This window comes from Streptomyces sp. NPDC041968 (assembly GCF_055589025.1).
In genome coordinates, this window is record NZ_JBVJCB010000004.1 from 454,279 (window position 1) to 467,460 (window position 13,182).

Genomic DNA, 13,182 nt, shown 5'->3' on the forward strand with positions numbered 1-13,182 from the left:
CTCACCCCACATGAATGCATGAATGAGTCTTCATCTGTTCCTGTATGGTGTGGCGCGTGTCCACCACGCTCGCCCCCACCAAGGTCCCCGCGTCCGTCCACCGGGCGCCCCGCCGACGCACCCGGGTCCTCGCCCTGCCCGAGGCCCGCTGGGCGCTCGCCTCGCTCCTCGCCTTCCTCGCCGCGCTCCCGCTCGACCTGGGCTCCGCCCCCGCCTGGACCTACGGCCCGCTCTACGCCCTCGCCTACGCCGCCGGCGGCTGGGAGCCCGCGCTGGAGGGCCTGCGGGCGCTGCGCGAGAAGACCCTGGACGTCGACCTGCTGATGATCGTCGCGGCGCTCGGCGCGGCGTCCATCGGGCAGGTCCTCGACGGCGCCCTGCTCATCGTCATCTTCGCCACCTCGGGCGCCCTGGAGGCCCTGGCCACCGCCCGCACCGCCGACTCCGTGCGCGGCCTGCTCGACCTCGCGCCCACCACCGCCACCCGCCTGGACGCGGGCCGCGAGGAGACCGTCCCGACCGCCGAGCTGGCCGTCGGCGACCTGATCCTGGTCCGCCCGGGGGAGCGGATCGGCGCCGACGGCCCGGTCGTCGACGGCACCGGCGAGGTCGACCAGGCCACCATCACCGGCGAGTCCGTCCCCGTCCTCAAGCGCCCCGGCGACGACGTCTTCGCCGGCACCCTCAACGGCACCGGCGCGCTGCGCGTCCGCGTCGCCCGCGACCCCGCCGACTCGGTGATCGCCCGGATCGTCACCCTGGTCGAGGAGGCGTCCCGCACCAAGGCGCCGACGCAGCTGTTCATCGAGAAGATCGAACAGCGCTACGCGGTCGGCGTGGTCGTCGCCACCCTCGCGGTCTTCGGCATCCCGCTCGCCTTCGGCGCCGACCTCACGGACGCCCTGCTGCGCGCCATGACCTTCATGATCGTCGCCTCGCCCTGCGCGGTGGTCCTCGCGACGATGCCGCCCCTGCTGTCCGCCATCGCCAACGCGGGCCGGCACGGCGTCCTGGTGAAGTCGGCGGTCGCCATGGAACGCCTCGGCGAGATCGACACCACCGCCCTCGACAAGACCGGCACCCTCACCGAGGGCACCCCCGAGGTGACCGCCGTACGCCCGCTGCCCGGCTCCGGGCTCGACGAGGACGCCCTCCTCGCGCTCGCCGCCGCCGCCGAGCACCCCAGCGAGCACCCGCTGGCCCGCGCGATCGTGGCCGCCGCCCGCGCCCGGAACCTGCCCCTCGCGCCCGCCGCGGACTTCACGGCGACCCCGGGACGGGGCGTGACGGCCGTGGTCGGGGGCCGCACCGTGCACGTCGGCCGGGCCGAGGCCCCCGAGGGCGCCGAGACCACCGTCCAGGTCACCCGCGACGGCACCCCGGTCGGCACCCTCGCCCTCACCGACCGGCTGCGCGCCGACGCCGCCGCGGCCACCGCCGCGCTGACCGCCCTCACCGGCACCGCCCCCACCCTGCTCACCGGCGACAACGCCCCCGCCGCCGCCCGCGTGGCCGCCGCGACCGGCATCACCGACGTCCGCGCGGACCTGCTGCCCGAGGACAAGGTCGAGGCCGTACGGGAACGGGAGCGGGCGGGCCGCAAGGTGCTCTTCGTCGGCGACGGCGTCAACGACGCCCCCGCGCTGGCCGCCGCGCACGCGGGACTCGCCATGGGCCGGGCCGGTTCCGACCTGGCACTGGAGACCGCGGACGCGGTCGTCGTGCGCGACGAGCTGACGGCGGTTCCCGCCGTCGTCCGGCTGTCCCGGCGCGCCCGCGGGCTGGTCGTCCAGAACCTGGTCATCGCGGGCACGTGCATCACCGTCCTCGTCCTGTGGGACCTGATCGGGCATCTCCCGCTGCCCCTGGGCGTCGCCGGACACGAGGGCTCGACCGTGCTGGTCGGTCTCAACGGGCTGCGGCTGCTGCGCGAGTCGGCGTGGCGATCCGGACCGGCCCAGGAAGCGTGACGTCCGTGTCGGATTCCCGCCAGCCCGCACGGGGCCGGCGGGCCATCCTGGACGCATGCAGACGGGAATGCACACCGACACCGAGCGCTGCGTGCGCGCCGTACGGTCGAAGGACGCACGGTTCGACGGCTGGTTCTTCACGGCCGTCCTGACGACCCGCATCTACTGCCGGCCCAGCTGCCCGGTGGTGCCGCCCAAGCCCGAGAACATGGTCTTCCACCCGAGCGCGGCGGCCTGCCAGCAGGCCGGGTTCCGGGCGTGCAAGCGCTGCCGCCCGGACACCAGCCCCGGCTCCCCGGAGTGGAACCTGCGCGCCGACCTCACCGCCCGCGCGATGCGGCTGATCGCCGACGGCGTCGTGGACCGCGAGGGCGTTCCCGGTCTCGCCGCGCGGCTCGGCTACAGCACCCGGCAGGTCGAACGCCAGCTCCTGGCCGAGCTGGGCGCCGGACCGCTCGCGCTGGCCCGCGCCCAGCGCGCCCAGACCGCCCGGCTGCTCATCGAGACGACCCCGCTGCCGATGGCGGACGTCGCCTTCGCGGCCGGCTTCTCCTCCGTCCGCACCTTCAACGACACGGTCCGCGAGGTCTTCGCGCTCTCCCCGAGCGAGCTGCGCAGCCGCGTCCCGAAGAACCGCCCGGCCCCCGCCGCCCAGGCCACCGCCACCGCCCCCGGCACCCTCTCCCTGCGCCTCCCGTTCCGCACCCCGTTCCACCCCGACAACCTCTTCGGGCACCTCGCCGCCACCGCCGTACCCGGCGTGGAGGAGTGGCTCCCCCACAGCCTTGAGGGCGTGGGAGGTACCCCCATCGGCGCCTACCGCCGCACCCTGCGCCTCCCGTACGGTCACGGCATCGTCGCGCTCGCCCCCCGCCCCGACCACATCGCCTGCCGCCTCACCCTCGGCGACCTGCGCGACCTGACCGTCGCGATCAGCCGCTGCCGCCGCCTGCTCGACCTGGACGCCGACCCCGTGGCCGTCGACGACCAGCTGCGCGCGGACCCGCTGCTCGCACCGCTCGTCGACAAGGCGCCCGGCCGGCGCGTGCCGCGCACGGTCGACGAGGCGGAGTTCGCCGTGCGGGCCGTGCTCGGCCAGCAGGTCTCCACCGCCGCCGCCCGCACCCACGCCGCCCGCCTGGTCACGGCACACGGCGACCCGGTCGACGATCCCGAGGGCGGCCTGACCCACCTCTTCCCGTCACCGGAGGCACTGGCGGAGGTGGACCCGCAGACCCTGGCGATGCCCAGCACCCGCCGCACGACGCTGACCACCCTCGTCTCCCGACTGGCCGACGGCTCACTCCGCCTCGGCGTCGAGACCGACTGGGCCGAGACCCGGGCCCGGCTCCTCGCCCTGCCCGGCTTCGGCCCCTGGACGGCCGACGTCATCGCCATGCGCGCCCTCGGCGACCCCGACGCCTTCCTCCCCACCGACCTCGGCGTCCGCCGCGCCGCGGGGGAGCTGGGCCTGCCCTCCACACCGGCGGCGCTCACCGCCCGCGCGGCGGCCTGGCGACCCTGGCGGGCGTACGCCGTCCAGTACCTGTGGGCGACCGACAGCCACCCGATCAACTTCCTGCCCGTGTGACCGTGTGAACCCCCTGCGAGGAGTCCCGTGAAACAGCACACCGTGATCGACAGCCCTTACGGCGCGCTCACCCTCGTCGCCGAGGACGGCACCCTGTGCGGCCTCTACATGACCGACCAGCGCCACCGCCCGCCCGAGGAGAGCTTCGGTGCGCCCGGCGACGGACCGTTCGCCGAGGCGGAGGAGCAGTTGACGGCGTACTTCGCCGGCGAGCTGACGGACTTCACCCTCGACCTGAGGCTGAACGGCACCCCGTTCCAGCGCACGGTCTGGGACCAGCTCCGCCGCATCCCCTACGGCGAGACCCGCACCTACGGCGAACTCGCCGCCGCCCTCGGCAACGCGGCCGCCTCCCGCGCCGTGGGCCTCGCCAACGGCCGCAACCCCATCGGCATCATCGTCCCCTGCCACCGCGTCATCGGCGCGAGCGGCGGTCTCACCGGCTACGGCGGCGGCCTGGAGCGCAAGCAGCGCCTGCTCGACTTCGAACGGGGCGCCGCGCTGTTCTAGCGGCCCCAAAACGGCTGCCGCGTCCCCGCCCTCACCCACCCGCTCCGTCGCTCCCGGACACCAGCCCGCGCAGCAGCTCGGGCAGGGCGGTCCCGATCGGTTCCCGGACGACCTCGTCGGCGAGGTCGTCGTACGGGGTCGGTTCGGCGTTGACGATGACCAGGCGGGCGCCGTGGTCGGCGGCCACGCCGGCCAGTCCGGCGGCGGGCTGCACCTGGAGGCTGCTGCCGACCGCGATGAACACCTGGCACGCCTTGCTGATGGCGGCCGCCTCGCCGAGCACCACCGGGTCGAGCCGCTCGCCGAACATCACGGTCGCCGGTTTCAGGATGCCGCCGCACTCCCGGCACGGCGGGTCGTCCTCACCGGCGTCGACCCGGGCGAGCGCGTCGTCCATCGGCCCTCGGGCGTGGCAGGCGGTGCACACGCAGCTGCGTGCGCTGCCGTGCAGTTCGAGGACCTTGCGGGCGGGGACCCCGGCCAGCTGGTGCAGGCCGTCCACGTTCTGCGTGATCACCCGGACCGGCACCCCGGAGCGCTCCAGCTCCGCCACCGCGCGGTGCGCGGCGTTCGGCTCGGCCCCCAGCGCCCCGGTCTCCCGGCGCATCCGCCAGGAGCGCCGCCTGATCTCCGGGTCGCCCATGTAGTACTCGTACGTGACGAGCTTCTCGGCCTCCGGATCGCGCCGCCACAGCCCGTTCGGCCCGCGGTAGTCGGGGATGCCGGAGTCCGTCGAGACACCGGCACCGCTCAGCAGGGCGACGAGGGGCTTGCTGGTCATGCGGTCGAGGGTAGGACGCGGGGGTGCGGGCGGCGAACGGTTATCGGTCGACGCGGACGCCGTTCTCCAGCTCGGCCGTCCCGGAGCCGTCCGCGAGGACGTCCAGCGCGGCCAGGACCCGGCCGTGCAGGGGCCCGAGCAGGTACTCGCCCAGTTCCTCGCGGGCTACCAGCCGCCAGGACAGCAGTTCCTCCTCCTGCAACCGGATCGCCTTGAGGTCGTCCTCGGTCAGGACCCCGCCGTCGTAGAGGTAGGCGACGATCGGCGGGCGGCCCGTCCCGCGCACCCAGTCCACCGCGAGCAGCCGGCCGAGCCGGACGTCCAGCCCGATCTCCTCGACGGTCTCCCGCCACGCGCCCTGCCGCGGCGCCTCCCCGTCCTCCGACTCGATCGTGCCGCCGGGCAGCACCCATCCCTCACGGTAGTTGGGCTCGACGAGCAGCACCTGGCCCTCGGCGTCGCGGAAGAGGGCGGCGGCGCCGGCCAGGACGCGGGGCAGCCCGGCGATGTAGGCGGCGTAGTCAGCAGTGGTCATCCCGAAAGCGTAGCGAGCCGCCGGCCCCCTCCCGGCCGGTCCAGGGTGCGGGCAGGGCATGACGGCGTGGCCATCCTCCGGTTATGGTCGCAGCGGCGCGACTGCCTTGACGTGCGCAAGGCTCGGAGAGCAAGGGGAGAGCAAGGTGGCTGACGCTGCAGGAGACGGGGCCCGCCGGGTGCTCGTCGCCGCGGACAAGTTCAAGGGCTCGCTGACGGCCGTGGAGGTCGCCGAGCGGGTGACGGCCGGACTGCGCCGTGTCGTGCCGGACCTCGAGGTCGAGGCGCTGCCCGTGGCCGACGGCGGCGACGGCACCGTGGCCGCCGCGGTCGCGGCCGGGTTCGAGCGCCGGGAGGTACGGGTCGCCGGGCCCCTCGGTGACGAGGTGACGGCCGCGTTCGCGCTGCGCGGTGACACCGCGGTCGTGGAGATGGCCGAGGCCAGTGGCCTCCAGCGGCTTCCGGAGGATGTCCTCGCGCCCCTTACGGCGTCCACGTTCGGCTCCGGCGAGCTGCTGCGGGTCGCGCTGGACGCGGGGGCGCGGACGATCGTGTTCGGCGTCGGCGGCAGCGCGACCACCGACGGCGGCGCCGGCATGCTGGCGGCGCTGGGCGCGCGGTTCACGGACCGGGACGGGGCGCCGGTCGCGCCGGGCGGGGGCGGCCTCGCCGACCTTGCCTCGGCCGACCTGTCGGACCTGGACCCGCGGCTGGCCGACGTCGAGCTGGTGCTCGCGAGCGACGTCGACAACCCGCTGACCGGGTCGAAGGGCGCCCCCGCGGTCTACGGCCCGCAGAAGGGCGCCTCACCCGAGGACGTCGAGGCCCTGGACGCGGCCCTCGCGCACTTCGCGAAGGTGCTGGAGCAGACGGAGACCGTGGGCGCGCGGGCCGCCGAGTACGCCGCCTCACCGGGTGCCGGCGCGGCCGGCGGGATCGGCTTCGGCGCGATGCTGCTCGGGGCGCGGTTCCGGCCCGGCATCGAGGTGATGCTGGACGTGCTCGGCTTCGCGCCGGCGCTGGAGCGGGCCGACCTGGTGATCACGGGCGAGGGCTCGCTGGACGAGCAGACCCTGCACGGCAAGGCCCCGGCCGGCGTCGCCGCGGCGGCGCGGGCCGCGAACAAGGAGGTCGTCGCGGTGTGCGGGCGCCTCGCGCTGGCACCCGAGGTACTGGGGCGGGCCGGCATCCGGCGGGCCTACCCGCTGACGGACGTCGAGCCGGACGTGCGGAAGTGCATCGCCGAGGCGGGGCCGATCCTGGAACGGGTGGCCGAGGGCATCGCCCGGGACTTCCTGAGCTGAGTCCGCCTCCGCCGTCTCCGCCGTCCCGGCCCCGGCCCACACCGCGCCGGGTACACACAGACGGAAGGGCCCCTGACCCACCCGGGTCAGGGGCCCTTCCGCGTCAGCGCTGCCGCTACGGCTGTGCCGCGCGCGCCTCCCGCCGGTTGTCACGGAAGTTGTTCACCCTGCGGGCCGTGGCGAAGAGCGGGATCACCGCGCCCATCACCAGCTGCAGCGCACACCCCGTCTGGAGGAGCAGCTGCCCGCTCGGCGCGTCGAAGGCCCATGCGGCCAGCAGCCCCATCGACAGCACGATCCACGACAGCATCGCCACCGCCAGCCGTCCCCGCGGCTTCGGGTACTCGACCCGGCTCACCATCAGCCAGGCGGTACCGATGATCGCGAGCAGCGTTGCCACGAAGGGCAGCTCCAGCAGCACGATCGACACCACCGTCAGCGCCCCGAACGGCGACGGCATGCCCTGGAAGGTGCCGTCCTTCACGGTGACGCAGGAGAACCGGGCGAGTCTCAGCACCACGGCCAGCAGCACCACGATCGCCCCCACCGCCGCCACGCGCTGGTAGGCGTCGTCCGCGACCATGCCGTAGACGAGGACGAAGTACGCCGGGGCCAGCCCGAAGCTGATCAGGTCGGAGAGGTTGTCCAGCTCGGCGCCCATCGGGGAGCTGCGCAGCTTGCGCGCCACCAGGCCGTCGAACAGGTCGAAGATCGCCGCGCACAGCATCAGGATGACCGCCGTGGCCGCGCTGTGCCGGGCCATGCCCGACTCGTCGCTGCCCATGAGGTGCGGGATCAGGATGCCGGTGGTGGTGAAGTACACCGCCATGAAGCCGCACGTGGCGTTGCCGAGGGTGAGGGTGTCCGCTATCGACAGGCGGAGCGAGAGGGGCATCTCCTCCTCGTCGTCCGCCTCGTCGGCCTCGGGCACCCAGCCGGCCTGGGTCTGCGGATCAACCACGGTCAATGCGAGTCACCCCAGCCACCGTCTTCTGCCCCACCTCGACCGCGACCTCCACGCCCTCCGGCAGGTACAGGTCGACGCGGGAGCCGAAGCGGATCAGGCCGACCCGGTCACCCTGCTCGACCTTGGTGCCCTGCGGCACGTACGGGACGATGCGACGGGCCACCGCGCCGGCGATCTGGATCATCTCGATGTCGCCGAGCTCGGTGTCGAAGTGCCACACGACGCGCTCGTTGTTCTCGCTCTCCTTGTTGAAAGCGGGAACGAAGCCGCCCGGCACGTGCTCGACGGACGTCACCGTGCCCGACAGGGGCGCGCGGTTGACGTGGACGTTGAGCGGGCTCATGAAGATCGCGACGCGGGTGCGGCCGTCCTTCCACGGCATGATGCTCTGCACCACACCGTCGGCGGGCGAGATGACCCGGCCCTGGGTGATCTCGCGCTCGGGGTCGCGGAAGAACCACAGCATCCCCGCCGCGAGCGCGGTGGCGGGGACGGCGACGGCCTTGGCGGCGCCGGAACGGCGGGCGCGCAGGAGGCTGACGGCTGCGGTGGCGACGGTCGGCAGAAGCCACGGCGATGCTCCGCGCGCGAGGCGTACGCCGGCCAGGCTGTCGCGAGATGCAGAGGTTTGGCTGTGGGGCATGGATGACCTTCGTAGCGGATGATGCCGCACACTGACGGGGGACGGCGGCTTTCCGGCGATCGTAGCGGCTTCCCGCCGCAACTGGGTAAGCCAGGAAGCCGAGTCGGCGGCCGAACGGTGCCTACGGGGTGTGACCTTCTTCTCCAAGAAAACACCCCGTATCCGGACATCTAACCCTGGAATCGATACTCTTCGAGCAGTCGGCGGCCGATGATCATTTTCTGGATCTCGGCGGTGCCTTCACCGATGAGGAGCATCGGGGCCTCGCGGTAGAGGCGCTCGATCTCGTACTCCTTGGAGAAGCCGTACCCGCCGTGGATCCGGAAGGCGTCCTCGACGACCTCCTTGCAGTATTCGGAGGCGAGGTACTTGGCCATCCCCGCTTCCAGGTCGTTTCGTTCGCCCGAATCCTTTTTGCGTGCAGCGTTCACCATCATCGCATGCGCCGCCTCCACCTTGGTAGCCATCTCCGCGAGCTTGAACTGAATGGCCTGGTGCTGGGCGATCTGCTTGCCGAAAGTGTGACGCTGCTGGGCGTACCGGACGCCGAGTTCGAAGGCACGCTGAGCGACGCCGCAACCACGTGCCGCCACATTGACGCGACCCACTTCGACGCCGTCCATCATTTGGTAAAAACCTCGTCCGGTGACCCCGCCGAGCACCCGATCGGCGGGAACGCGCAGGCCGTCCATGATGAGCTCGGTGGTGTCGACCCCCTTGTAGCCCATCTTGTCGATCTTGCCGGGAATGGTCAGCCCCGGCCGCACCTCGCCGAAACCGGGCTCCTTCTCCACCAGGAAGGTCGTCATCGACTTGTGCGGCGCCGTGCCGTCGGGGTGACCCTCGTCACTTTTCACCAGAACGGCCACCAGGGACGACGTTCCGCCGTTCGTGAGCCACATCTTCTGGCCGTTCAGGACGTACTCCTCGCCGTCCTTCACCGCCTTGGAGGAGATCGCCGACACGTCGGAGCCCAGCGCCGGCTCCGACATCGAGAAGGCGCCTCGGATGTCGCCCGCGGCCATGCGCGGCAGGAAGTGGTCCTTCTGCTCCCGCGTGCCGTGCTGCTTGAGCATGTACGCCACGATGAAGTGCGTGTTGATGATGCCGGAGACCGACATCCAGCCGCGGGCGATCTCCTCCACGCACAGCGCGTAGGTGAGCAGCGACTCGCCCAGGCCCCCGTACTCCTCCGGGATCATCAGGCCGAACAGGCCCAGCTCCTTGAGCCCGTCCACGATGTCCTGCGGGTACTCGTCGCGGTGCTCCAGCTCGGTGGCGACCGGGATGATCTCCTTGTCCACGAAGTCGCGGACGGTGGAGAGGATCTCCCGCTGGATGTCCGTGAGGCCGTGGGTCTGGGCGAGGCGGCTCATCTACTTCCCCTGTTCCTTCAGCTCGGGCCGGCCGGGCTGCTCGCCGCCGCGCTCCTTGATGTACGTCTCGGTGGGCACCATCACCTTGCGGCGGAAGACGCAGACGAGCGTGCCGTCCTGCTTGTAGCCCTTGGTCTCCACGTGCACGATGCCGCGGTCGTTCTTCGACTTCGACGGCCACTTGTCCAGCACGGTCGTCTCGCCGTAGATCGTGTCGCCGTGGAAGGTCGGCGCCACGTGCCTGAGCGACTCGATCTCCAGGTTGGCGATGGCCTTGCCGGAGACGTCCGGGACGGACATGCCGAGCAGGAGCGAGTACACGTAGTTGCCGACCACCACGTTCTTGCCGAAGTCCGTCGTGCTCTCGGCGTAGTTGCTGTCCATGTGGAGCGGGTGGTGGTTCATGGTGAGCAGGCAGAACAGGTGGTCGTCGTACTCCGTGACCGTCTTGCCCGGCCAGTGCTTGTAGGTCGCCCCGACCTCGAACTCCTCGTAGGTGCGTCCGAACTGCATGGCTGTCAGGCCTCCGGGATCTCGAACGTGCTGGTGCGCGTCATGCCGGCGGCGCGGCCCTTGCCGGAGACGACCAGGGCCATCTTGCGGCTGGCCTCGTCGATCATCTCGTCGCCGAGCATCGCGGAGCCCTTCTTGCCGCCCGCCTCGGACGTGTAGTAGTCGTACGCGTCCAGGATCAGCTCGGCGTGGTCGTAGTCCTCCTGGGAGGGCGAGAAGATCTCGTTGGACGCCTCGACCTGGCCGGGGTGCAGCACCCACTTGCCGTCGAAGCCGAGGGCGGCGGCACGCCGGGCGACCTCGCGGTAGCCGTCGACATTGCGGATCTGGAGGTAGGGGCCGTCGATGGCCTGGAGGTTGTTGGCGCGGGCGGCCATCAGGATCTTCATCAGGATGTAGTGGTAGGCGTCGGCCGGGTAGCCGGGCGGCTGCTCGCCGACGACCAGCGACTTCATGTTGATGGACGCCATGAAGTCGGCCGGGCCGAAGATGATGGTCTCCACCCGGGGGGAGACCTGGGCGATCTCGTTGACGTTGTTCAGGCCCTGCGCGTTCTCGATCTGCGCCTCGATGCCGATCCGGCCGACCTCGAAGCCCATCGTCTTCTCGATCTGGGTGAGCAGCAGGTCGAGGGCCACCACCTGCTGCGCGTCCTGGACCTTCGGCAGCATGATGCAGTCCAGGTTCGGGCCCGCGCCCTCCACCACCGTCACGACGTCGCGGTACGTCCACTCGGTCGTCCAGTCGTTGACGCGCACGACGCGGGTCTTGCCGGTCCAGTCGCCCTCGTTGAGGAACTTGACGATGGTGTGCCGCGCCTCCGGCTTGGCGAGCGGCGCGCAGGCGTCCTCCAGATCGAGGAAGACCTGGTCGGCGGGGAGACCCTGGGCCTTCTCCAGGAAGCGGGGGTTGCTTCCCGGTACCGCCAGACACGAACGGCGGGGGCGAAGGCGGTTCACGGTCGTCATGCGGGGACCTCCAGGGGGTCGAGCTTGTTCGCTGTGCGGATCTCGTCGACGATGCGGCCGATGATTCCGGTGATGTCGAAGTCCTTCGGGGTGAAGACCGCGGCCACTCCCGCGGCCCGCAGCTGTTCGGCGTCACCGTTCGGGATGATGCCACCGGCGATCACCGGTATATCTGTGGCACCCGCCACATGCAGCCGTTCCAGCACGTCCGGCACCAGTTGCGCGTGCGAACCGGAGAGGATCGACAGGCCCACCGCGTGCACGTCCTCGGCGAGGGCCGCGTCCACGATCTGCTCCGGAGTGAGCCGGATGCCCTGGTAGACCACCTCGAACCCGGCGTCGCGGGCGCGCACGGCGATCTGCTCGGCACCGTTGGAGTGGCCGTCCAGGCCCGGCTTGCCGACCAGGAAGCGCAGCTTGCCCACGCCGAGGTCCTTGGCCGTCAGTTCCACCTTCCGGCGCACCAGGGACAGCGCCGACCCCTCCTCGGCGGGCAGGGCGACCGGCGCCGACGACACGCCGGTCGGTGCGCGGAACTCGCCGAACACCTCGCGCAGGGCCCCGGCCCACTCGCCGGTCGTGACGCCGGCGCGGGCGCACTCCAGGGTGGCCTCCATGAGGTTGGCGGTGCCCTTGGCGGCCTCCTTCAGCCTCTCCAGCGCCTTGCAGGGGCGCGGGTGGTTGAAGGGCGGCTGGTAGCGGGTGTCCCGCCAGTGCTGGAGCGAGGCGATGACACGGGCCTCCACCGCCGGGTCGACGGTCTGGATCGCGGTGTCCAGGTCGGCGGTCAGCGGGTTGGGCTCGGTGCCCTCGAAGGCGTTGACACCGATGATCTTCTCCTCGCCCGACTCGATCCGGGCCCGGCGCTCGGCGTGCGAGGAGACCAGCTGGGACTTGAGGTAGCCGGACTCGACGGCGGCCATCGCGCCGCCCATCTCCTGGATGCGCTCGATCTCGGCGAGCGACTCCCGGACCAGCTCGTCCACCTTCGCCTCGACCACCTTCGAGCCCTCGAAGAGGTCGCCGTACTCCAGCAGGTCGCTCTCGTAGGCCAGCACCTGCTGGATGCGCAGGGACCACTGCTGGTCCCAGGGGCGGGGCAGGCCCAGCGCCTCGTTCCAGGCGGGCAGCTGGACGGCTCGGGCGCGGGCGTCCTTGGAGAGGGTGACCGCCAGCATCTCCAGCACGATCCGCTGGACGTTGTTCTCCGGCTGGGCCTCGGTCAGACCGAGGGAGTTGACCTGGACGCCGTAGCGGAAGCGGCGGTGCTTGGGGTCCTCGATGCCGTAGCGCTCGCGGGTGACGCGGTCCCAGATGCGGCCGAAGGCACGCATCTTGCACATCTCCTCGACGAACCGGACGCCCGCGTTCACGAAGAACGAGATGCGGCCGACGACGTCGCCCATGCGTTCCTCGGGCACCTGGCCGCTGTCGCGCACGGCGTCCAGCACGGCGATCGCGGTGGACATCGCGTACGCGATCTCCTGCACCGGCGTGGCGCCCGCCTCCTGCAGGTGGTAGCTGCAGATGTTGATCGGGTTCCACTTCGGGATGTGGGAGACCGTGTACGCGATCATGTCCGTCGTCAGGCGCAGGGACGGCCCCGGCGGGAAGACGTGCGTCCCGCGGGACAGGTACTCCTTGACGATGTCGTTCTGGGTGGTGCCCTGGAGCTTGGTGATGTCGACACCCTGCTCCTCGGCGACGACCTGGTAGAGCGCCAGCAGCCACATGGCCGTGGCGTTGATGGTCATCGAGGTGTTCATCTGGTCCAGGGGGATGTCCTGGAACAGCCGGCGCATGTCACCGAGGTGCGCGACCGGCACCCCGACCCGGCCCACCTCGCCGCGGGCGAGGACGTGGTCGGAGTCGTAGCCGGTCTGGGTCGGCAGGTCGAAGGCGACCGACAGACCCGTCTGCCCCTTGGCGAGGTTGCGCCGGTACAGCTCGTTGGACGCCTCGGCCGTGGAGTGGCCGGCGTAGGTCCGCATCAGCCACGGCCGGTCCTTCTGACGCTCACTCATG

Annotated in this window: 12 protein-coding genes; 4 read left to right on the forward strand and 8 right to left on the reverse strand. The window is 71.8% G+C overall.

Translation table 11 applies throughout. The features are described from left to right. The first annotated feature begins 44 nt into the window (after nucleotides 1-44). From ACZ6EG_RS13045 to ACZ6EG_RS13055, 3 genes are read left to right on the forward strand one after another with little or no spacing between them, the layout of a single operon-like run. Nucleotides 45-1,970, forward strand: coding sequence for a heavy metal translocating P-type ATPase (locus tag ACZ6EG_RS13045; RefSeq protein ID WP_391968381.1), 1,926 nt, complete (start codon nucleotides 45-47; stop codon nucleotides 1,968-1,970). Between the two features lie 55 nt (nucleotides 1,971-2,025). Beyond that, on the forward strand, nucleotides 2,026-3,561 hold the full coding sequence (locus tag ACZ6EG_RS13050; RefSeq protein WP_391968380.1) for an AlkA N-terminal domain-containing protein: 1,536 nt from the start codon (nucleotides 2,026-2,028) through the stop codon (nucleotides 3,559-3,561). A 27-nt stretch (nucleotides 3,562-3,588) separates the two neighbouring features. Continuing rightward, nucleotides 3,589-4,071: a methylated-DNA--[protein]-cysteine S-methyltransferase gene (locus tag ACZ6EG_RS13055; protein WP_391968379.1), complete on the forward strand. Its 483-nt coding sequence runs from the start codon at nucleotides 3,589-3,591 to the stop codon at nucleotides 4,069-4,071. Between the two features lie 31 nt (nucleotides 4,072-4,102). Here ACZ6EG_RS13055 and ACZ6EG_RS13060 read toward each other — a convergent pair whose 3' ends face one another. Next, nucleotides 4,103-4,852, reverse strand: coding sequence for an SIR2 family NAD-dependent protein deacylase (locus ACZ6EG_RS13060; RefSeq protein ID WP_469604163.1), 750 nt, complete (start codon nucleotides 4,850-4,852; stop codon nucleotides 4,103-4,105). A 40-nt stretch (nucleotides 4,853-4,892) separates the two neighbouring features. After that, on the reverse strand, nucleotides 4,893-5,387 hold the full coding sequence (locus tag ACZ6EG_RS13065) for an NUDIX domain-containing protein (RefSeq protein WP_469604166.1): 495 nt from the start codon (nucleotides 5,385-5,387) through the stop codon (nucleotides 4,893-4,895). A gap of 178 nt (nucleotides 5,388-5,565) precedes the next feature. On the opposite strand from ACZ6EG_RS13065, the gene ACZ6EG_RS13070 reads away from it, so the two are divergent. Then, nucleotides 5,566-6,690, forward strand: a complete 1,125-nt coding sequence (locus ACZ6EG_RS13070) for a glycerate kinase (RefSeq protein ID WP_469604341.1) — start codon at nucleotides 5,566-5,568, stop codon at nucleotides 6,688-6,690. A gap of 115 nt (nucleotides 6,691-6,805) precedes the next feature. Here ACZ6EG_RS13070 and pssA read toward each other — a convergent pair whose 3' ends face one another. The 6 genes from pssA to ACZ6EG_RS13100 all read right to left on the reverse strand — a co-directional run bounded on the left by pssA (nucleotide 6,806) and on the right by ACZ6EG_RS13100 (nucleotide 13,181). After that, a complete protein-coding gene (pssA, locus tag ACZ6EG_RS13075; RefSeq protein WP_356607565.1) occupies nucleotides 6,806-7,621 on the reverse strand; it encodes a CDP-diacylglycerol--serine O-phosphatidyltransferase in 816 nt (271 codons plus the stop codon). A gap of 22 nt (nucleotides 7,622-7,643) precedes the next feature. Next, the gene (locus ACZ6EG_RS13080) at nucleotides 7,644-8,300 is read right to left on the reverse strand and encodes a phosphatidylserine decarboxylase (protein WP_053139373.1); all 657 of its coding nucleotides are present in this window, start codon (nucleotides 8,298-8,300) and stop codon (nucleotides 7,644-7,646) included. A gap of 170 nt (nucleotides 8,301-8,470) precedes the next feature. Then, nucleotides 8,471-9,676, reverse strand: coding sequence for an acyl-CoA dehydrogenase family protein (locus ACZ6EG_RS13085; protein ID WP_356607026.1), 1,206 nt, complete (start codon nucleotides 9,674-9,676; stop codon nucleotides 8,471-8,473). Next, on the reverse strand, nucleotides 9,677-10,189 hold the full coding sequence (locus tag ACZ6EG_RS13090) for a MaoC family dehydratase (protein WP_356607024.1): 513 nt from the start codon (nucleotides 10,187-10,189) through the stop codon (nucleotides 9,677-9,679). It lies immediately after the preceding gene. 5 nt (nucleotides 10,190-10,194) lie between these two features. Continuing rightward, entirely contained in the window at nucleotides 10,195-11,157 is a 963-nt protein-coding gene (locus ACZ6EG_RS13095) for an HpcH/HpaI aldolase/citrate lyase family protein (RefSeq protein ID WP_469604170.1), read from the reverse strand. Continuing rightward, a complete protein-coding gene (locus tag ACZ6EG_RS13100; RefSeq protein ID WP_366766334.1) occupies nucleotides 11,154-13,181 on the reverse strand; it encodes a protein meaA in 2,028 nt (675 codons plus the stop codon). Before ACZ6EG_RS13100 ends, ACZ6EG_RS13095 begins: the two co-directional genes overlap by 4 nt. Between the last annotated feature and the right edge of the window lies 1 nt (nucleotide 13,182).